Source organism: Arsukibacterium ikkense, from assembly GCF_000987775.1.
GTDB lineage: Bacteria > Pseudomonadota > Gammaproteobacteria > Enterobacterales > Alteromonadaceae > Alishewanella > Alishewanella ikkense.
Window position 1 is genome coordinate 58,826 of sequence record NZ_LAHO01000010.1, and the last position, 19,346, is coordinate 78,171.

Here is a 19,346-nt window from a genome sequence, read left to right on the forward strand (position 1 = left end):
TGCCCAAGGGCGTCGTTTTTTTGAGTACTGCCATGGATGCCAGTTTTTTTCGCTGTAAACAAGTTCTTGTAATCGAAAGCAGCGCAGCAATGCGCGCTTCAGTAAAAGCCATGCTGCAAACCATGGGTTTTGAAGCAATACATTTAAGCCGGGATGCAAACGATGCCCTTAGCCGATGTCATAACATTCCATTTGACTTTATTCTGTGTGATTTTAATTTAGGTGACGGTAAAGACGGTTATCAACTGTTTGAAACCTTAAAACAGCAAGTTTTAATGCCACCACTGTGTTGCTTCGTTATGATCAGCGCCGAGAGCCAACGACAACTGGTGCATGGGGTTATCGAGTTACAGCCCGACGACTACATTTTAAAACCTTTCACTTATCCGATATTAAACGAACGGCTGATCCGCGCCGTTAAACAAAAAATCGCCCTTCGAAAAGTGTATTTAAATTTATTTGCCAACAACGACGCCGATGCCATAAGGGAATGTGACAGTGTGGTAATCAACAAACCAGAGTTTTCTGCACAGGCACAGCGGTTAAAAGGCGAGTTATTGCTGAAAACCGGCCAGTACCAGCAAGCTGAACACTTTTATAAAAGCGTACTAGCGCATAAACCCCTGCCCTGGGCCAGGCTGGGGGCGGCTATTGCAGCTTTTTATCTGGAGCGCTGGGACGATACCGAGCTGCAACTGGCCGATTTAACCCAGTTTGACATCACCAAAGTGGAAGCACTCGACTGGCTATCGCACCTGATGGTAAAACATGGCCGCTACGACAGTGCTCAGCAAACGCTGTATCAGGCCGTACTGCTGTCACCTAAAAATATTAAACGCCAGCGCACACTGTGTAACCTGAACGTTATTATTGGTGATAAGGAAGCCGCTGCGCGAATTAACGCCAAGTTAGTAGCCGCAGCCCGCTACTCGGTGGATGACTCGGCCGAAAACTACCTGAACCATGCCCGCAGTTTAGTGGACGTTGCTTATAGCAAAAACCCGCTGGAACGCACAGTTGTTCTGCAGAATGCCAGTCAGCTGGTCGATATCGTTAGCAAACGCTTTGCCGACGGCAGCTGGCAAAAAGCCGTTAATGTGCTGCGCAGTCGTATTCTGGCGGCCAAAGGCCAGCTTATCGAAGCACGCCAGCCGCTGCTGGATAATGGCGTGGCCGACAAAGCAGAAAAAATGACCATCGATAGCTGCATGGACGCCGCCAAAGCCTATTTTGAACTGGGCGATATTCACAGCAGCCAGTTTTACATTGATAAGCTGGCTGGCTATTTAATTAATGATGATTATCTGACCGAAACCCAGAAAATCATGCTGAAGATGGAAAAGGTTCGCCATGAAGCACTTAAAGCAACCATTAAACAAATTAGTGCTGAGGCGGCAGAGGCTTACGAAGATGGCTTTTTTAACCAGGCATTCAGCCTGTTTTGTGAAACCTTTGACCATATGCCAACAAATAGCATTCTGGCGCTGAATATCCTGCAAACCGCCACAAAATGCAGCACCCTGGCCACGCCATCGTTGCGCTATTGCAAACACGCTATTAAGTTACTGCAGGCCAGCGAACTGGAAAAGCCAAATCTGTTGAAGTTTCAGCATTACGTTAAATTACTATGCGAGCAATATCCTGAGTTGGTGGTTCGCACTCGCCGGCCTAAGGCTAATAGCTAACAGCGAAAACTCAACAAAGAAAACCCGGCGTTTAAGCCGGGTTAGTCAGTAACCAGTGACGAACTGATTACTGGCCGGGTTTCTGACTTTTGCCAGGGCCGCTGCCTGGTTTCTGCTGGTCAGGTTTTTGTTGATTTTTTTGATCTTTATTACCACTTTGACGCTTTTCTTCATCCATGGCCGGACGGCCGCTTTGATCTTTTTGATTAGCCATGATAGGCCTCCTGATAGTTGTTAACATACTTATTTTGCTCATCATAGTGAGCGGTAGTACCGATTTTACTTCGTCACGTTACCCGGGGTAGCATTAACGGGCGTAGTAAGACTCTACCGTCGAGTTCCAGCTTGCATCAGCCATATTCGGCCAGCTATCTTTGTCAAAGCCAGGGGCATTCTTAATTCGCTCGGCATCGACATCCAGCATAAAACGCTTGTTTGCCGCATCCAATTTTAAAGCCTGCCACGGCACTGCAAACAGGCGATCGCCCATGCCCAGAAACCCGCCTGCAGACAACACAGCGTAACGGATCTTGCCCTCAGTGGTATCAAGCATGATGTCCTGGATCTTGCCAAGTTTTTCGTCCTGCATATTGCAAACTTCATCACCGGTAATACTGTCCGCGCTCAGTAACAGGGCGTGTGGCGAAATGTTACCTGCAGCGCTCGCCCCGCTGTTAAGGTGGGTTATCACATTGTTCATATTGATTCCTTCCTGTTAAGTGTTCCATTTCGCTTCTGCTGCAACTATCAATAGGTAGTGCTGCAGGGTGAAGCATCAGATTAGCTTGCATATACCGGATGATCTGTACGCTAGCCAACGTAAGCAACGTGATTTTTGTTCGGGCGCATGGTGTAACCCAAACAGCAATTTTAACCCTGACCCGATATGCCAATCCCCGAAGCCGGCTAACGGCTCTCATTTGTCTTTAGTGTTCGCTAGCGCACAGACAAGCCGATGCTGCGGCGACAAAATGGGTTAAGACGCTGATGGCGTTCCTATTGGACAATATTTTGTTTGAGAAGGACTTTTACTTTTCTTCAAAGGCAATAACCTGAGGCGATTTAATGCATGCCAAAAACAAGTGCTACGCTGCCTGAACCAGATGCGATTATGCCCGTACTGATAGCACTGACTGCTCTAAGCATCCGCCAGCGGCAGATTGCCATATTAATCGAAAATGGTGTCGAGCATGCCTCACTGGCAGCCCTTTATGGTGCATTAACAGATGCCGGAGCGATAGTCCATTTAGTCGGCACCAGAATTGGCATTTTTGTTGGTACTAACGGCGAAAATATAGCGGTTAATCAGTCGTTGGAGCATACACCGTCAGTACTGTTCGATGCCCTGATATTGCCCGACGGCAATAAAGCTGTACATGCGCTGGCAACCAGCCTGGATACCAGCGAATTTATCAAAAATCTGTATCGCAATGGCAAAACCATTCTGGCTTTAGGCTCAGGCAGGCAGCTATTGGATAGAGCCGCTATTAAAGCCTCTAATCAAGACGACGGTGTCTTACTCGCTAACAGTTCTGATGTTGCTGGAGTTGCTTTAACGTTTATTAAAGCCATTGCTGCGCAGCGCTACTTAGCTGGCAACCATCCACTACAAACTTAATTTTTGTCGCCCGCAGTAGGCACTGTTATCGCGGTGATCACCCTGCACCAGGTAATGCCCCTCAGGCACCTGCACAACACTGGCGCTTTGCTGGATGGACAGGGGCATAGTGACTTCCTGTATAACGTCACTGCTCGCTTAACGACGGGCAGATTTACCAAGCACCAGCATGCCCACACCCGCCACCGCAGCAGCGGCACCAAGGATCATAAACCAGGTAGTAGAGTCGGTGAAGCTGCCGGTAACGGCTTCTTTTAGCTGATCGCCCATACTTTGCGATGACTGGTACGCAAAGAAAAGCAGTAACAAACCAACTACCAGTAACACTATCGCGACAATTCTATTGTTCATTATTTCAATCTCTTTCTGATGGGTGGGGGAAACTGTTGACGATACCCGGAATTGACACTCTCATTCTGTGCGCCAGCTAACATAAGCAACGTTTTATTTGATGCTGGCAAATATGACTTACTGCACTCGGCTGGCAGCAGTGTGCGTTGTCGTACACACAGCCGATGCTGGTAATATCTTTTTTTAATGTAATAGAAAACGGCAGAGACTAATGCCTATGCCGTTTTTATATAATTTTTTTATAACAGAAACTTAGTCTCGCTTAGCAAAAGTCGTTGCCGAGGTTAAGTCTTCGCGGGTGGCATTGATCCGCAACTGCTGGTCATCAGCACTGCCAGAACGGGTAACATTGCTCCAGCTAATAGCAACGTCTTTCTCGCCCATGCCCAGGAAACCACCCACACTAACCACTATAGCCACTACCTGACCATTGCCATCAATAATCAAATCCTGCACCGAGCCGATATCTTCATTATTACTGGTACGAACATCAGCTCCAATCAGGTTGCTGGCTTGAATACCATTAGCAGGAACGGTGTCAATGTAGCCTCGCTTTTGCACTTGAGCCTGGCCAGGCATGTTTTTCCGATCCGTCTGCTTTTGCAGCTCTGCCTGACTGGTCCGTGGGGTACTCTGATCATTTTTGGTGGTTGATTGCTCAGCCAGAACAGAACCTGTCGCCAGGCTGATGGCTGGGGTAATCAGGGTATAAAAAATAATTGAATTGAGCTTTTTCATATGAATCTCCGTCGATTCGACTGTGGCTGTCGGGCAACATGTCCGATATAACCTTTTCATCACAGCTTACTTCCCGGCAATATTACGAGGAAGAGTCTGAATCGCCATATGTTCTGCTATTCAGGATGAGCCATTAGATTAGGCCAACAGGCGCCTGTCGTCGGTGCGCTGGCGCACTTACCGAAAACGGCCGGCTGCGTTGGATGGCGGTGTGATACAGCAACGGCAGCTGCTACAAGGTGGAAGAAGCCAAAGCCGCAAAGCGGCTTTTAACAGACTATAATGCGGCTAGAAATCGCTCTGATCTTGGCAGGTAATAATTGTCATAATCAAGGGAAAACAGCACCTTACCGGCACGGCCGACAATTTCATGCCGCGGTACAAAACCAATCACCCGCGAGTCGGCACTGTTATCGCGGTTATCACCCAACACCAGGTAATGGCCCTCTGGCACCCGCACCGGCGCAAAGCTGGCCAGGCCACCGGAGGCCGGTGCCAGCTTTACCGCATGACGAATACCCTCCAGTTGTTCGGTTAGCAGCACAGCATGCTCTGCTGCGGCATCCACCCGTGCTTTCGCCATGTCCTCGGCCTCATACGCCAGCTGCTGACCGTTAATACTCAATACATTTTGCTGCATTGCCACCACATCGCCCGGCACGCCGATAACCCGCTTTACCAGCCTGCTGCCCGCAGCTTCAGAGGCAAAAATCACAATATCACCGCGCTTAGGATCAGCCCGCTTCAGCATCGATACCGTGCTAAACGGCAAGCGCAGGTCGTATGCCATTTTATTCACCAGAATGCGGTCACCAATTTCAATGGTCGGCTGCATTGACCCGGTCGGTACATCGTTCCAGTCGGCCACTGCACTTCTGAATACAAACATTAAGCAGATAAAAACAATAAGGCCGCGGTTAGCGCGCCACAGCTGTTTTAGTTTATTCATAACGTCCCTTGTCTGTTACTTTTCAGGTTATTCACGTTTACCGGCTTTTACGAGCTCAGCCGCTCAGTAAGACCCTTATCCCGCCAGCAGGTTCACAGCTGCGGCTAGAAGATTTTCAGATTCTAATGGCGCTGTTTGCAAACATTTTTTGGAGCGGAGCCAAAGGCATGCTTAAACACCCGGCTAAAGTGACTAGGGTCATTAAAACCTAATTGATAACACACCTGGCTGATACGCTCACCCGTCTGCAATAAACCGTAGGCCTTTTGTAAGCGTAGTTGTTGCTGCCACACTGCGGGTGTCACCCCAAACGCCAGTTTAAACTGCTGATAAAACTTGCTGCGGCTCATGCAGGCAATTTTGCACAACGTCGTTATGTCAATGGCCTCGCTCAGGTGCTGTTCAATATAAAGTAATACGTTTCCAAGCGGTGTTAACCTGGTTTGCTGCTGACAACTGGCCAGCATAAGGTCACGGCTTTGTTGCTGCAATAAACGGGTAATCAGTTCATTTAATGACAAGTCGATCAGGTAATCCCGGTGCTGCTCGTTTTCACTGAACAATGTGATCATCCGCTGCAACAATTGCTGGGTTTGCGGATTATGCTGGCTATGCACTAACTTTGGTACGTACTGAAAAAAATCTGCATGGCTGATTTCCTGCTGAAAATTTAGTGCATCAACAACTTTGCGGATTTTATCGGTACTAATCTCTATCGCTAAGCAAGTGGTGGGTTTATTGAGTGAGGCATCAGGAAAGTCGATCAGTACCTGTTGCCCCGGCGCCAGCACAAAGGATTGATGAGGCATAAAAGCACTGTGGTACTGGCTATCGGCAACATGCATAATCTTTTTGCCGCTGATCATACCGCAAAAGAGTAACTCAGTAGATTGCAAAGCCACTTTTTGCGCATCCTGATAGGTATCGTAGATACTCAGCTCTGCGTTTTCTCCGGCAAAGCTCACTTTGTTTTCAATAAGTACATCGAGGCGTTGCCGTTTTCTTGCGAGTACCGATGTATTCATAATACCTCTCATTACCACACCGTAAATCTGGACAAATAGTCAAATAGTCTGGACTGCAAAGCAAGCCTGCATTCACCGGCTCAGCTAAGGTGGTGTGACGGCGGCTAAACAAACAATAACGTACCGCCAGATTTAGTCAACAATTTGGACAGAGGATACATCATGATTTATGCAAATCCAGGTACAGCAGGCGCCCTCATTCACTTTAAAGCCCAGTATGGCAATTATATTGGGGGGGAATGGCTTGCGCCGGTTAAAGGTAAATACTTCGACAATATTAGCCCGGTTAACGGTAAGGTATTTTGTCAAATTCCGCGTTCCGGCAAAGAAGACATCGAGTTAGCTATAGATAAAGCGCATCAGGCAAAAGCAGCCTGGGGCACGACGTCAGTCACGGCACGCAGCAATATTTTGCTGAAAATCGCCGATCGCATTGAGCAAAACTTAGAGATGCTGGCGGTGGCAGAATCCTGGGATAACGGCAAGGCAATTCGCGAAACCCTGGCTGCTGATATTCCGTTGGCGGCCGATCATTTTCGCTATTTTGCCGGCTGCATTCGCGCCCAGGAAGGCAGTATTGGTGAAATAGATGAAAGCACAGTGGCTTACCATTTTCACGAGCCGTTAGGGGTGGTTGGCCAGATCATACCGTGGAATTTCCCGATTCTAATGGCAGCCTGGAAACTGGCCCCCGCCCTGGCAGCAGGCAATTGCGTGGTATTAAAGCCGGCCGAACAAACACCGGTTTCTATCTTAGTGCTGATGGAACTGATTGGTGATTTACTGCCAGCAGGCGTACTAAACGTGGTCAATGGCTTTGGCAGAGAAGCCGGTGAAGCGCTCGCCACCAGTACCCGTATTGCCAAAATTGCTTTTACCGGCTCAACGCCGGTAGGATCTCATATTCTTAAATGTGCTGCGGAAAACATTATTCCCTCTACCGTAGAACTCGGCGGCAAGTCACCGAATATCTTTTTCAACGATGTAATGGACAAAGATGATGCCTTTTTAAGTAAAGCCATTGAGGGCGCGGTGCTAGCCTACTTTAATCAGGGTGAAGTATGCACCTGTCCGTCACGGCTGTTTATTCAGGAAGATATCTACGAGCAATTTATTGAGCGAATTCTGGCGCGTACCTTACAAATAAAACGCGGTAACCCACTGGATAGCGAAACCATGGTGGGCGCCCAGGCCTCGCAAGCCCAGTTTGAAAAAATCTTAAGCTACATAGAAATTGGTAAAAAAGAAGGCGCAACGGTGCTTACCGGTGGTGGCATTGAGCAGTTAAGCGATGAGCTAAACGGGGGTTACTACATTCAACCGACTATCCTGAAAGGGACCAATGATATGCGGGTATTTCAGGAGGAAATTTTTGGCCCGGTTATCTCCATGTCGACCTTTAAGGATGAAGCCGAAGCGCTGCAACTTGCTAACAGTTCAGAATTTGGTTTAGGCGCCGGTGTCTGGACCCGCAATATGAACCGGGCATATCACTTTGGCCGTAAAATTGAAGCAGGCCGGGTATGGACCAACTGTTACCACATGTACCCGGCACACGCCGCCTTTGGCGGCTATAAAAAATCCGGCATTGGCCGCGAAACCCACAAGCTGGCGTTAAATCATTATCAGCAAACAAAGAACTTACTGGTTAGCTACAGTGAAGATCCCTTAGGCTTCTTTTAAGCCGTTAAATCAGCTTTAACGCCGATAAAGCGCTACGGTTAGCGTAGCGCTCATTTTAAGTATGCTGACCTTAGGCCTGCTCGCATAATCTCTTTAATTTTTTGCAGTGTCCCGGGCCAGTATTGCCAGAGCCCTGCTAATACTGAAATTACTTTTTGTTACCTGGCGCATGCTTTACCCTCCGCTATCAGCGCTGCTCTTCCATCAAACCAAGCAGATTGCCATCAAAATCGCGGATAAAGCCAAGCCACAGATCATGATCCGGCATTTTGGTCACCAGATGCGGCGCCCGCTCGGCCACAGCCCCTTTGGCAATTAACTCCTGATAGGTCGCATTAATATCACTCACATTGAAATACAACACCGAGTTGGCGCCAACAGCGCCCGCCCCCTGGGGCGTACTCAGCACCAGGCGGATAGTACCCGCTTGCAAAAAAGCCAGTTCAGGCGATGGCTGAAACAAAAAGGGCAAACCCAGCACATCGCGGTAAAACCGCAATGCACTATCAACATCGCTGACAGTAAGTGCAATCTGGCCAATATGGCCGTGTATCTCAGGCATAAGCCGGCTCCATTAAAACCAATAAGCCTAAGTGTAGCTTGTTTAACTGAAAGTCTGCTATGAGCGACAAGCGGACGCTACTTACACAGAGATATTGAAGCAGCATCATCAGAAAGAAAGCGTTTTATCAGTTCTAAGTAAGCACCGTCTGCTTTTGTTCTCTCATTAGTTTCAAAGAATATATGCATCCCAACTCTACAGCAGATTTCAGACAGCATAGTAGCTTCTAAACGGTAAGTTCCTTGTTTAGTAGGACTCCAATTATCCGACCTTTTCATATTATGATGATGAAGGAAACCTCTAATTCTTACTAATTTCTTAATAAATTCTTCATATTTCAATGAGTCGTATTTATTCAAATATAGAGGCTTTATCTCATGAGGCAATGTATTAGCATATCCTGAAGACAATACTGTTTGCAGTACACAATCTCGCAATATAGTTGATTCAATTAGTTTCTGTTCTATTTGTGAGTTTTTGGTTTTCCCCTCACTAAATGTTGATTCTAGCATCAGATAAAAATCATAAAACGCCTCTATGTATTCTCTGCTTTTGAGATCTAAAATACCTCGTCTGTAAAACGAGAGCCGTACATCATGACTTTTCTCCTTAACAGAAGCTATTATTGGTTTAATTAACAGTTCCGGAGGGATTCTTGGTAAGTTTGAATGATCATAATCGGCAATGGATACTTTTATATTGTTAATTGTTATAAGCGTCTGTTCATCTTTTGATTCTGCTTCAAATGATATTAGAGGTTCGTCAATGTCAATTCTTTCGGCTCCCCATAAACTCCAAGATCCCTCTATCCCACTGACAATTTCAATCACTTCATTAAATTTGGGATAACTGAGATTTATTTGAGGTGTAATCAATTCAGAAGCTGCTTTCTCAATAGTCGGCAACTCGCTAATATCAATAGGGAAAGATAAGAAAATCTTTGTGATAAAACCGTCTGCCACCTCAAACTCAAAACGATAATCATCTAATTCAAAAGCCATGATCCTTTCAGGTTTAACCGTGCCATCAACCTCAAATGTATACTTGCATCTCATTTTCACACCTTTTAGCTAATTGTAAGCTGTAGCCTTTCAGCTAACGGATTTATAATTAATTTTCTATGTAAGCTGTTGGCACTTAGCAGCAAGCTGAAAGTCACTAACGGCAACTAAGAGCGAGCAGCTGTCATTACGCTAAAAGAAAAGGTGGTATTTCATTATGGTCGAACGAGAGCGGTGTTTTCTTTTTCAAAGATGCAAATATTCTGAAACCAACCTTCCCATTTTGGTGTGAGTCATGAATATTGCTGTGAACAGAAAGGTTTAAGTCACGAGAAAAACTGCCCGATATCATGGCCAATGATGCCGAAAATAAGTCTTGAGAAATATATTCACCTAAAAAAACCACATTAATAGCAGCAACTTCAAGATCTGATTTTTCAGATCGCTCTTTAAGCTCAGTAAGCTGCAAATACAACATATAAGGCAATTCGTTTTTAACAATTGCGTCTATATAGCTACCGGCAGACATAAAGGTGGTTCCTGCATGAAGCCATTCGTGCATGTCATCGAAGTCTACGCAGCAATATGATTCACCGCAAAGAAGATGAGCGTAGCATTCAATAATGGAATCCAATGACTCTCTATTAGCGGCTATGATTACGGATGAAGTGGTATTTTCGTTAACTTCGTTGATGATTTCCTGCTGTTCATATGTCAGCGACATCTCACATAGAACGACAACTTCAGAAGCTACATTTTTTCCAAACTTCTCTATAACTGATTTAAATAAGTTTAAAGATCGGATCTCTGCATCAATTACAAAAATGCTAAAAAAATCACTTTGATTTTCGAGTGTAAAGAAATCGTTTGGAGTATCTGACAAACGGATGTGCTCAATCCAACCAAACTTCCAATCAATTGAAAAACACTCAACAACTGAGCTACAAGAATTTCCAACAGTGAATATTTTCTTTAAACACCTACCATCATTCATTCTTGTGATACCCACTTAACAATTATTTTTTCGCTTTTCAATCGAGAAGTTGCAACCATTATCAAATCCAATTTATCACTTTATTTGGCTCAAACGAATTGAGTGAGTCAGTTACCCAATTGGCAACTTCTGTAACATAGTCTTCTTTATTCATTCTTTCTGGATGACCTACCCTCAAAAAGCAAGTCAGTAAACTTCCGTCAGCAGCGTAATATTTCCGCGACCACCATGAAAGTTGCTTTTGCCCAATTGGAATGCTCACATCTACGTCTGACTCATCCACATATTGTACAGCGGCCTTAGGTTGCATGCCTCTAATGTATTCATCATATGCTCTGCCTGTATAAAACACTACGACCTTTGGACTGACGACCTCTAGCTCCTTAAATGTAAACTGGTTCTCTTTAACACACCGGTTTACCTGCGAAGACGTTGATGTATCTTGTGTCGTCGAGTTATTGCACTTGATCAAATTGGTAAAACTGGTGTGCAGCAAAGCAATATCTAATGAGCCATAAACCTTCTCCATGATAGCTCTGGTATATGCCCAATACGCCCAATTTTTTTCCTTAATAAGATTAATTCCAGAAGATTCAACATCAATCAGCTTATCTGATACTAAAACCCCCATGTCATCACCACGTGCAATTTTACCAACAAAAGCGATGCAATTTCCTCGATTAGCTAGCTTACAGCTAAACCAAGGCCCAACTGCATTTGCAATATCTGGATTTTCAATCCGACACATTTGACATATTGAATTACTTCCAGCATTTAGGCTTTGCAGGAGCTGAATCATAGATTGTTCCATTCTGAAGTATTCCCTGTATGTACAATTTTTTATAGTTTTTTTGTTTTAATATTGGACTTCCCCTAAAACACTAGACTCATTCAGTCCGCTTTTGGCACTTAGCCGCTAGGCGGCATAGGTTTACTGGCAGCTACGAGCGATTAGCAGTCATTAATGCACGGAGCTCAGCCGAATACTGAGTTTCCGCGACCAACTGGAGTGTTGCAAAAAGGTTTTGTGGTGCTTCATTCACACGTCTCCTTGCTCACTGTTAAGAATTGCTCACCATCAATGAATCTATACACATATCTCAATTCACCACCTAATCCGATAAAAGCGCCGACAGGATTTCCTCTAGAACACATATTGTCTACAGATTTTCTCATTGCTGCTTCGAAGTCGGATAGCTTCAAACCACGTGAAGCGTATAAATTTTCAATATACGTCCTATCGAAATGCAACTGAGCCACTAATTGGATAACGTTTTTAATAGCTATTATGGATTCCAACGACATATTCTGATTTAGTTGCATTGGCAGACTTGGAGCCATTTCGTTTGCTAAGTTTCTGGCGTATTCGCATACATCTGTCTTCGTATATTTACTTAGGCACTCCTCATGTAGTGGCACACTAAATTGACATGATCCTCTGTAATCTACCGAATAATTAGGTTTGTCTACACTAAAGACGAATTCCATAGTTTTTTTGTTGAGACTGAGGGTATACCAAGATTCGATGTAGGTGTCTGATGTTTTATCGTAACTCATGGTCATGGAGGCGTCATTGCTGGTATTGGTGAAACCCAGCTCATTATCATGAATTTTGATAATATAGATATCTCCATCTACCGAACCATTTGATACGCCAAAATTTTCAGATTCATACTCGCTTATTCCTGAAAGCTCACTGACTGTACATTTGTACATTTGATATCTATCTGAGCCAAAAGATGAGCTTGTTAGTGAAAATAACATAAGGAAAATCATTGTTCTCATTTTGAACCTCTTTTTATGCTAACACTGGAAGTAGTGGCGAGAGATAGCGAGATCAGCACTAAAGATAAGGTACGAGGCTGACTTACCTTGCCAGCATTAAGTGACTGAATATATAGCAATTACTAAGCCAATGTTAATAAATATAGTTAGGGCACTAAAAAGGTAATTAACACCCGGGATTTGTAGTAGACCTGAAACAAAAGCCCCACCAAAAACAGCCAAAATAAAGTATAAACCCTCTAAAAAGCCATTTCCGTAATCTGAACTTACAAAGTATGCCGCTGGAAGAATGCACAACCAACCACCAAATACACCTAGTTCTGACATTAACCCCACAGTTTTATTGGAATAATGGCACCCCACAAATCGTTTGGCTTGTTTTTCAACGAGAGAGTTTGTTCCTATAAAATACCCCATGAGGATTCCGAGAAAATATACCATTTACAACTCCGATGTTTGTTCTTATCCATAAAACGTAGACACTCGGTTATACGAATTTGCGCACAAACTCATCCGGATAAATCTGTCTTTGTAAATTTAATGTACAAAACACTATACCGTATCTTTAAAATTTACAACAATTTATAGGTACAGCTAATATTTGAGTAAGCTGCAAATAAAGACTATCACGTCTAACATGCGCCAAGGGCATCCAGACATGAACTGGATTGATAAAATCAGGGCGCTTGTAATTTGGCTAAAGGTGTATGCATGTCCGCTTTTGGCACTCAACGGCTTGTCAGTTAACCGGCAGCAAGGAGCGAATTGCCGACATTAGCGTGTGATTTTATTTGCTTTCTTCGAATGATCTTGGGAATCTAAGAATGTAAATTCTAATGCATCCCTTTTGGGTTAGTGCGATGACACCTCACCCAAAAAATGGAAGGTACTGATATGTATTTGAAGACAACAGCGGTCGTTGAAGATATTAAATTGAGCGCCCGTTCGACTGGAGGAAACCATAAGCGATCGGTATCTTTTCCATTTGGAGATGTCGAAATAGAGTTCTTTGATGTGCGTGACAATTATAGTGATGGGTGTAGGGGAAGCTTTAAACTTACCTATATCAAAGAGGTGTTGGTCTCTGAACAATTAAAGAAACTAGTTGATGCATATTGTTCTGGTAAAAAACCAAAATCAAACAGTAATTCTAGAGCAATTTCAGTATGTGATTTAACTAACCACGACGGCCCAGAGCTTCCTTTATCAATGTACCCTAAGCAACTTGAACAATTCTTAAAGGATGAGGTATACCAAGCTTCCAATAGACTCAAAACCTTCATTTCCACATTAAGGTGGAGGTTTAACATAGACTCAAAATTGAAACCTTGGTCAAAGATTAACTCTCTATGCTCAGGCGATGGCAAATCTAACTGGAGGATAATTAGCCCCCTTGAAACTCATATTCGATACGCTGGGGACAACGTAATTCCGATTGATTTGGCGACAGCCGAAGATACTCTAGAGTTATCTGTAGCTGAAGACGGAGAGCCGACTGGGCATGAGCTATTAAGGGAAGCAAAAGAAGTATCAAATATTAGTGTAAGGGCTTCTTTAATCATGGCAATTGCTTCTGTTGAAGTGAGATTAAAAGACCTTATTAGCTCACGCTCTCCGAGCAGTGAATGGCTAATCAAGTCTATACCGAGTCCTCCGGTTGTGAAAATAGTTGCCAGATACTTGCCGGAGTTATTTGATGAATATAAGAGTGAAATAGAAGCTTTTAAAAAAACAAAACACTTTAAATTAATTGATAAACAAATTGAGAAAAGAAATGAAACCTCTCATTTAGGTGCTGAAGGCCCAAAAGATATGCTGATATATGAACTATTGGAGTCTGTAAAACAATTTCTTTGGTTTTGTGATTATTTATCAGGGTTTCATTGGGCTAGAGAATTCTTTGACCAAGAAACTGAAAGCTGTTTTTCAATATCTAAAGAATAACTCATCAGAGGGAGAAACGGCTATATCCAGAGACCGCTATTGGCACAAAGCAGCCGTAACGCCAATGTATTTCTGCCACAGGGCAAGCCGCAGATTGCTTTAGCAGCGCACTAATTGTTGTTTTACCCCTGGCATTATTTTGCTACCTATATTTTTACCGGGTTGGCGGCGCCCTCACCTACCACCGTATGCCAGGGTTTCACCTGCCAGCTTTTTACCAGGCCGTTTACTACGTATGGGTCTGCCTTGGCAAACGCTGCTGGAATGTCGGCACTGTCGCAACAAAACAGCAGCAGTGCGCTGTCTGCCGGTTCACCTGTGGCGCCACCGAGTAACAACTCGCCACGTTCAGCAGCCTGCCAGGCCAATACCAGATGAGCCGAGCGAAATTCAGCGCGGCGCAGCAGATAATCGGGTGCGGTTTCGTATATCAGTAAATAGTGCATCAGCATTACTCTGCTTTTTTGGTCGCCTGCCAGTTTACTGCCTGCCAATGGCCATTTTTACGGATAAAAGTGCCGCTGTTTAAAAAGCGCAGGGTTTCGGTAGCTGATTTTCCTACCAGGGTAAAAGCAATAACAGCGGTGTCGCCGTATTGCAGAATTTGCACATCTTCACTGCTGTAGCGCATGCCTATGTCATCGGGTTTCAGTTCGCCGCGGCTGGTTACTGATTGCATTAAAAACGCTTTATCAAAACGGGTGCCAGCGGAGCTGGTGTAAATAAGCTCGTCAGCCCAGTATTTATTATGAATAGCCGGGTCGTTGCGGGTGGCACCGTCTAAAAACTCGGCCAGTAAGGCAGTAAGTTCAGCTTTATCATCGGCGATGACAGAGGTTGAGGTCAGTAATGCGGGTATCAGTACTAGCGTAACAAGCAATAAGCTATTTCTCATGGTGGGTTCCCTGTTATATACCCATCATCCTTGAAGCAGCAGGGGTGTTGGGCATAGCTCTTATTGTGGAAAGTTAAGCTATCACATAATTTGTCATTAAGGTAACCAGGGATACGGGCTTTGAGTCACGACTACACCCTGTGCCATAGAAAACGCCAGCTCTGATAGCTGGCGCTTTACACAACAAGATCTATTTCTGATTCATTTTTGGCTGATTAAGGCTTGCCTGACGCTTTTTTCACCAGGCTGTGGCCTGAATGACAGGCAGGTATTGGTGACATCACAAGAAATCTCGGGAAACTTGGTCATACTGCCGCGAGAATAGAGCCCAGTCCGATTCATCTGACTAACAGCATTACTCAACAACGAGGTAGCATTAAAATCCCGGTCAATAATCCGGATAACTTCGACATCATAAGATTGTTGCAGATTTGCTACGAGTGCTGATTTGTTTGGCTCAGCTGCCAGCATCTCGATAGTATTCCGCAAGTAAGGCCTTGATTGATCATGACCTGACAACACCAAATTTTTAAACAGCTGAGCGGCACCCTCAATATCTTGCGCAACAAATGCACCATTCTGTTTTAATCTGGCAAGCAAAAACATAGCATCCACTAATCGTTTCTCACTTGCCTGCTCCAATAGCGTAATGGCGCTGGCAACGTCAGTCGTATCGGCCTGCTGCAGCAGCTGCAGGGCTTTTCTGTATTGCGCTGGTGGATGGTTTAGTTTAACTGCCTCTGACAACAGCTTATCAGATTGCTGTGGATCCTGAGCAACAACAAACCCTTCACGATACCACTCAGATAACAGAAATACCGCCATTGGGGAACGATGCTTGGCAGCTCGTTCCAGGTAACTCAATGCCTTTTTGGGGTCGGCATCCAGCCCGTCCCCGGTGGCATAAATCATACTAAGCAAGGTCATTGCTTCAAAATTGTTATAACGAGCCATTTTCTGCAGGCTTCTAATGTCGCGATCACATTGGCCATCAATACAAGCCAAATTGACTGCATCAGGGGTATCCGGCTGAGCGCTCACAGGGAATAGAGGTGAAACAATGAGTAAGCTTGTAGCAAGTAGTACTTTACTGAAAGATTTCATTTTTAATCCTCAATATTAAGTGTTGTTGTTGTTTTTTAAACAGACTAGCGTTCAAATTGTATACTGTCAATATTCAATATGTTTACATTAGTTCCTTTAAAGTACATATCGCCTTGCCTGATATAAGTTAACAAGCCTAACCTGAAAATGCATTTTACTGATTGCATCAGCCAGGCTTTATCGTCGGCGATGGCAAAGGTTGGGGTAAGTAATGCTGGTGTAGTAAGCAGTAATAAAAACGCCAGCACTGTTAGCTGGCGTTTTTTAGCAGCAAATTAAGTTAACTTCGTTAAGGTTGACCACTAAGCGTTTGATTAAGGTCTCTGTCACCTCTTTGCGGAGTAGTCGAATAACAACCAAAGCGACCATCACATTGAACCGTTCTGATCCTGCTTAAACTGCCCCTAGTGTAAAGACCGGTACGTCGCAGTTGCGTGACCACATCGGTCAGTACTGTATCAGGTTTAAAATCACGGCCTATCACCTGAATAACTTCTATATCATATGATTGTTGTAAATCTGCCACCAGCTCTGCTGCTTCAGGTTTAGGGGTCAGCATTGCGATGCTTTCCCGTAAAAAAGGCCGCGACTCTTCATGGCCAGACAACACCAGGTTTTTAAACAGTTGGGCTGCCCCTTCCAGATCGGTATTAGTGTAGGTACCTTGCTGTTTTAACCTTGCCAGTAGGAACATAGCTTCAACTAAGCGTTTGTCACTTGCGAGTTCCAACAACGCCATGCCCTCGGCAATGTTGCTCTCATCAACTTGCTGTAATAGTAGTAACGCCTTTTTGTATTGTGCAGGTGGGTGTTTTAATTTCACGGCATCAGCCAACAAGGTCTCCGCTTGTTGCAGATCCTGAGCGACAACAAATCCTTGCCGATACCACTCTGAAAGCAAAAAGACGGCCATGGGATGCCGATGGCTTGCAGCACGTTCTAAATAACTCAGCGCCTTTTCAGGATCAGCTTCACGGCCATCGCCCGTGGCATAGACCATACCGAGCAACGTCATGGCTTCAAAACTACCAAAACGCGCCATGCGGTGCAGGGTTATAATTTCACTATTGCATTGGCCATCACTGCAAGCCATGTCGACTGAATCAGGAGCATTTGACTGCGCATTGACCGGAAACTGCATTAGTGTGACAAACAGGGCTGTCGCTAATAGTAGTCTGCTATTTTTTATCATCACTAGTCCCGATGTGAATATGATTTTATTTTAAACAGACTAGTTCCCAGAATGCACACTGTCAACATCAAAATATTAACATTTGTTTCTTGCAGCAAACCAAAAGCCAATGCAAGTGATACGCAAGCCCTATTTACATAGCAAAGTAAATAACAAAACCTGATGATTAAAAAGACACCGCAGCGTCTTTTTAATCATGGCGGGCTGCATACCCCACCTCAGTTAAATGCCAAAATTTGGTAATGGCAGCGCAATATGGCTAATGTCAGTTTGGCTTTCTGTCAGAAACTGCAGTATTGCAGTTGCCACCTCTGGCGATGCCATTAACAGGTTATGGCCGGCGTTTTCCACCACTACCTGACTAAGCCTCGTTAAGCCGGCTACTGCCTCCACTTGCTCTGCCAGATATGTTCTGCCATCCAGGGTACCACTTAGCAATAAAGTGGGTACGTCAGAACTAAGTGGCTGGCGAAAGCTTGGCCCCAAATCAAGCTGTGGCATTTGGCCGTGCAGGTGCGGCATGGGAAAGTTTAATACCCCCCCCAGTAACGAGCTGGCACTTTGCTGGGTAAACAGCTGCAAGCGGCCATCAGATATGCCCGAGGCAAGATCCATCGCCGTTGGCATAATGCGCATTGTTATCGGTTGGTTGGAAAAAAAGCCCCGCTTTAACGCAAACTGTAGCATCTCGGTTTCGCCGTGATCCAGGCTGCGGTAAAGCTCCAGCAATAAGGCAACAGAGCGGCTGGGATCGGCTATCAGCATCGACGATAACAGCTGCAAATGCAGTTTCTGAAATAAGAAATCGGTTTGCTGACCATCGTCCGCAGTCAGTTTTACCAGCAGCGGTGCCTGCTCGAGTTTTTGCAGTACACTTTTCATCGTTGTGACAATATCAGGGTAACGTGCCTTAAGCGGGGGTTGTTGATCAATTACCCGCTGCAAGGAGGCAAAATAGGCATCGGTATGCTGTGGCAGCTTTACGGTTTGGTCCAGGCCTTCGGCACTGGCCAGAACAACTTTATCTAGTTGCGAACCAAATAGCTTAATACTGGCCAGTGCCAAATGGCTACCGTAAGATATACCCCATAAACTGATTTTTTCTGCCTTTAAGTGCGTGCGCAGATCATTAATATCCAACGCATTCTGCACAGTAGTATAACCATGGATATCAGCGCCAGCTGCTTGCCAGAATGCGCTGCATTCTGCCAGTGCCTGCTGATGCAGCGCGGTCAAAGTTTGCTCATTCCATGAGGCGGCGCTATCCATAATCTGACTGGACTGACAGGGAGCTACCTGCTCCGATAAACCGGTACCGCGTTGATCCAGTGCTATCACATCGGCATGCTGACGCAGTGCCATAAACAGCTCAAAACGTCGTCCTTTAGCGGTAGTAATACCAGAGCCCCCAGGGCCACCGGCCAAATACACTATTGGCGCAGCCGGTTTATTATGCAGCGCAGGAAAACGCACATAGTGAATGGTCAGTTGGCGACTGTCGGGGTTGTTTCGGTTTTCCGGTACCTGATAGGAACCGGCATAAGCGTCGGTACTTTTACCATTGTCTGCAGTAAAGGTCATTGCGGTTTCGTTGTCAGCCGCCAACACCGGCCCGGCAACCAATAAAGTCAGCAGTAACAGGCAACACAGTTTTAGCAGGTAAAAAGGTACCGCTATTAATTTTTTTATCAATAACATAACATGCTCTCCATGATTAACTTGCTGACAGTACAGCAAAAATAATATCGAGCAGGCCAGCCCTATTCGCCCGCCGGTATACCATTGCCGGGCAAAACCGGTTAGCGGTAGCACATTGTCGA

At 45.0% G+C, this 19,346-nt stretch carries 21 protein-coding genes; 4 read left to right on the forward strand and 17 right to left on the reverse strand.

The genetic code is table 11. The features are described from left to right. Window positions 1–32: 32 nt before the first annotated feature. Window positions 33–1,685 carry a response regulator gene (locus WG68_RS11090; protein ID WP_046557857.1) on the forward strand — a complete coding sequence of 551 codons (1,653 nt, stop codon included), beginning with the start codon at window positions 33–35 and terminating at the stop codon, window positions 1,683–1,685. 67 nt (window positions 1,686–1,752) lie between these two features. On the opposite strand, the gene WG68_RS19655 is transcribed toward WG68_RS11090, so the two are convergent. Together WG68_RS19655 and WG68_RS11095 are read right to left on the reverse strand one after the other, a co-directional pair. Next, window positions 1,753–1,899 carry a hypothetical protein gene (locus WG68_RS19655; protein WP_161796364.1) on the reverse strand — a complete coding sequence of 49 codons (147 nt, stop codon included), beginning with the start codon at window positions 1,897–1,899 and terminating at the stop codon, window positions 1,753–1,755. Window positions 1,900–1,992: 93 nt separating this feature from the next. Then, entirely contained in the window at window positions 1,993–2,385 is a 393-nt protein-coding gene (locus WG68_RS11095) for a PRC-barrel domain-containing protein (protein WP_083981866.1), read from the reverse strand. 369 nt (window positions 2,386–2,754) lie between these two features. Here WG68_RS11095 and WG68_RS11100 point away from each other — a divergent pair, with 369 nt between their 5' ends. After that, window positions 2,755–3,303: a DJ-1/PfpI family protein gene (locus WG68_RS11100; RefSeq protein ID WP_046557761.1), complete on the forward strand. Its 549-nt coding sequence runs from the start codon at window positions 2,755–2,757 to the stop codon at window positions 3,301–3,303. 138 nt (window positions 3,304–3,441) lie between these two features. On the opposite strand, the gene WG68_RS11105 is transcribed toward WG68_RS11100, so the two are convergent. The 4 genes from WG68_RS11105 to WG68_RS11120 all read right to left on the reverse strand — a co-directional run bounded on the left by WG68_RS11105 (window position 3,442) and on the right by WG68_RS11120 (window position 6,366). Further along, window positions 3,442–3,654 (reverse strand): DUF3185 family protein, encoded by a 213-nt coding sequence (locus WG68_RS11105; protein ID WP_046557762.1) that lies wholly within the window; start codon window positions 3,652–3,654, stop codon window positions 3,442–3,444. Between the two features lie 252 nt (window positions 3,655–3,906). Beyond that, window positions 3,907–4,392, reverse strand: a complete 486-nt coding sequence (locus tag WG68_RS11110) for a PRC-barrel domain-containing protein (RefSeq protein WP_046557763.1) — start codon at window positions 4,390–4,392, stop codon at window positions 3,907–3,909. A 277-nt stretch (window positions 4,393–4,669) separates the two neighbouring features. Continuing rightward, on the reverse strand, window positions 4,670–5,341 hold the full coding sequence (lepB, locus tag WG68_RS11115) for a signal peptidase I (RefSeq protein WP_046557764.1): 672 nt from the start codon (window positions 5,339–5,341) through the stop codon (window positions 4,670–4,672). A 122-nt stretch (window positions 5,342–5,463) separates the two neighbouring features. Next, the gene (locus WG68_RS11120) at window positions 5,464–6,366 is read right to left on the reverse strand and encodes an AraC family transcriptional regulator (protein WP_046557859.1); all 903 of its coding nucleotides are present in this window, start codon (window positions 6,364–6,366) and stop codon (window positions 5,464–5,466) included. A 162-nt stretch (window positions 6,367–6,528) separates the two neighbouring features. On the opposite strand from WG68_RS11120, the gene exaC reads away from it, so the two are divergent. Next, the gene (gene exaC / locus WG68_RS11125; protein ID WP_046557765.1) at window positions 6,529–8,049 is read left to right on the forward strand and encodes an acetaldehyde dehydrogenase ExaC; all 1,521 of its coding nucleotides are present in this window, start codon (window positions 6,529–6,531) and stop codon (window positions 8,047–8,049) included. 187 nt (window positions 8,050–8,236) lie between these two features. Here exaC and WG68_RS11130 read toward each other — a convergent pair whose 3' ends face one another. From WG68_RS11130 to WG68_RS11150, 6 genes are all read right to left on the reverse strand, one after another. Beyond that, complete coding sequence (locus WG68_RS11130; protein ID WP_046557766.1) at window positions 8,237–8,611, reverse strand: VOC family protein; 375 nt, start codon at window positions 8,609–8,611, stop codon at window positions 8,237–8,239. Window positions 8,612–8,688: 77 nt separating this feature from the next. Beyond that, complete coding sequence (locus WG68_RS11135) at window positions 8,689–9,666, reverse strand: hypothetical protein (protein ID WP_046557767.1); 978 nt, start codon at window positions 9,664–9,666, stop codon at window positions 8,689–8,691. Window positions 9,667–9,799: 133 nt separating this feature from the next. Then, window positions 9,800–10,606, reverse strand: a complete 807-nt coding sequence (locus WG68_RS11140) for a hypothetical protein (protein ID WP_046557768.1) — start codon at window positions 10,604–10,606, stop codon at window positions 9,800–9,802. Window positions 10,607–10,667: 61 nt separating this feature from the next. Then, the gene (locus tag WG68_RS19110) at window positions 10,668–11,405 is read right to left on the reverse strand and encodes a hypothetical protein (protein ID WP_052749059.1); all 738 of its coding nucleotides are present in this window, start codon (window positions 11,403–11,405) and stop codon (window positions 10,668–10,670) included. A gap of 236 nt (window positions 11,406–11,641) precedes the next feature. Further along, a complete protein-coding gene (locus tag WG68_RS11145) occupies window positions 11,642–12,391 on the reverse strand; it encodes a hypothetical protein (RefSeq protein ID WP_152663080.1) in 750 nt (249 codons plus the stop codon). Window positions 12,392–12,487: 96 nt separating this feature from the next. Continuing rightward, window positions 12,488–12,832, reverse strand: coding sequence for a hypothetical protein (locus tag WG68_RS11150; RefSeq protein ID WP_046557770.1), 345 nt, complete (start codon window positions 12,830–12,832; stop codon window positions 12,488–12,490). A gap of 453 nt (window positions 12,833–13,285) precedes the next feature. On the opposite strand from WG68_RS11150, the gene WG68_RS11155 reads away from it, so the two are divergent. Further along, window positions 13,286–14,335 carry a hypothetical protein gene (locus WG68_RS11155; protein ID WP_046557771.1) on the forward strand — a complete coding sequence of 350 codons (1,050 nt, stop codon included), beginning with the start codon at window positions 13,286–13,288 and terminating at the stop codon, window positions 14,333–14,335. 146 nt (window positions 14,336–14,481) lie between these two features. On the opposite strand, the gene WG68_RS11160 is transcribed toward WG68_RS11155, so the two are convergent. The 5 genes from WG68_RS11160 to WG68_RS11185 form a co-directional block, all read right to left on the reverse strand. Beyond that, a complete protein-coding gene (locus WG68_RS11160; protein ID WP_235357722.1) occupies window positions 14,482–14,787 on the reverse strand; it encodes a YciI-like protein in 306 nt (101 codons plus the stop codon). Then, a complete protein-coding gene (locus WG68_RS11165) occupies window positions 14,787–15,230 on the reverse strand; it encodes a nuclear transport factor 2 family protein (RefSeq protein ID WP_046557772.1) in 444 nt (147 codons plus the stop codon). The genes WG68_RS11160 and WG68_RS11165 overlap by 1 nt, the downstream gene beginning before the upstream one ends. Window positions 15,231–15,431: 201 nt before the next feature. Continuing rightward, window positions 15,432–16,334: a tetratricopeptide repeat protein gene (locus WG68_RS11170; protein ID WP_083981867.1), complete on the reverse strand. Its 903-nt coding sequence runs from the start codon at window positions 16,332–16,334 to the stop codon at window positions 15,432–15,434. A 289-nt stretch (window positions 16,335–16,623) separates the two neighbouring features. Further along, window positions 16,624–17,526 carry a tetratricopeptide repeat protein gene (locus tag WG68_RS11180; RefSeq protein WP_046557775.1) on the reverse strand — a complete coding sequence of 301 codons (903 nt, stop codon included), beginning with the start codon at window positions 17,524–17,526 and terminating at the stop codon, window positions 16,624–16,626. Between the two features lie 222 nt (window positions 17,527–17,748). Then, on the reverse strand, window positions 17,749–19,224 hold the full coding sequence (locus WG68_RS11185) for an alpha/beta fold hydrolase (RefSeq protein ID WP_083981872.1): 1,476 nt from the start codon (window positions 19,222–19,224) through the stop codon (window positions 17,749–17,751). Window positions 19,225–19,346: the final 122 nt, after the last annotated feature.

Coding starts and splice junctions, on each gene's coding strand:
- WG68_RS11145 (WP_152663080.1), bottom strand. CDS start 12,391: ATGAGAACAATGATTTTCCTTATGTTATTTTCACTAACAAGCTCATCT.
- WG68_RS11105 (WP_046557762.1), bottom strand. CDS start 3,654: ATGAACAATAGAATTGTCGCGATAGTGTTACTGGTAGTTGGTTTGTTA.
- WG68_RS11095 (WP_083981866.1), bottom strand. CDS start 2,385: ATGAACAATGTGATAACCCACCTTAACAGCGGGGCGAGCGCTGCAGGT.
- lepB (WP_046557764.1), bottom strand. CDS start 5,341: ATGAATAAACTAAAACAGCTGTGGCGCGCTAACCGCGGCCTTATTGTT.
- WG68_RS11090 (WP_046557857.1), top strand. CDS start 33: ATGGATGCCAGTTTTTTTCGCTGTAAACAAGTTCTTGTAATCGAAAGC.
- exaC (WP_046557765.1), top strand. CDS start 6,529: ATGATTTATGCAAATCCAGGTACAGCAGGCGCCCTCATTCACTTTAAA.
- WG68_RS11165 (WP_046557772.1), bottom strand. CDS start 15,230: ATGAGAAATAGCTTATTGCTTGTTACGCTAGTACTGATACCCGCATTA.
- WG68_RS11180 (WP_046557775.1), bottom strand. CDS start 17,526: ATGATAAAAAATAGCAGACTACTATTAGCGACAGCCCTGTTTGTCACA.
- WG68_RS11170 (WP_083981867.1), bottom strand. CDS start 16,334: ATGAAATCTTTCAGTAAAGTACTACTTGCTACAAGCTTACTCATTGTT.
- WG68_RS11110 (WP_046557763.1), bottom strand. CDS start 4,392: ATGAAAAAGCTCAATTCAATTATTTTTTATACCCTGATTACCCCAGCC.
- WG68_RS11135 (WP_046557767.1), bottom strand. CDS start 9,666: ATGAGATGCAAGTATACATTTGAGGTTGATGGCACGGTTAAACCTGAA.
- WG68_RS11140 (WP_046557768.1), bottom strand. CDS start 10,606: ATGAATGATGGTAGGTGTTTAAAGAAAATATTCACTGTTGGAAATTCT.
- WG68_RS11130 (WP_046557766.1), bottom strand. CDS start 8,611: ATGCCTGAGATACACGGCCATATTGGCCAGATTGCACTTACTGTCAGC.
- WG68_RS11160 (WP_235357722.1), bottom strand. CDS start 14,787: ATGCTGATGCACTATTTACTGATATACGAAACCGCACCCGATTATCTG.
- WG68_RS19655 (WP_161796364.1), bottom strand. CDS start 1,899: ATGGCTAATCAAAAAGATCAAAGCGGCCGTCCGGCCATGGATGAAGAA.
- WG68_RS11150 (WP_046557770.1), bottom strand. CDS start 12,832: ATGGTATATTTTCTCGGAATCCTCATGGGGTATTTTATAGGAACAAAC.
- WG68_RS19110 (WP_052749059.1), bottom strand. CDS start 11,405: ATGATTCAGCTCCTGCAAAGCCTAAATGCTGGAAGTAATTCAATATGT.
- WG68_RS11120 (WP_046557859.1), bottom strand. CDS start 6,366: ATGAATACATCGGTACTCGCAAGAAAACGGCAACGCCTCGATGTACTT.
- WG68_RS11185 (WP_083981872.1), bottom strand. CDS start 19,224: ATGTTATTGATAAAAAAATTAATAGCGGTACCTTTTTACCTGCTAAAA.
- WG68_RS11100 (WP_046557761.1), top strand. CDS start 2,755: ATGCCAAAAACAAGTGCTACGCTGCCTGAACCAGATGCGATTATGCCC.
- WG68_RS11155 (WP_046557771.1), top strand. CDS start 13,286: ATGTATTTGAAGACAACAGCGGTCGTTGAAGATATTAAATTGAGCGCC.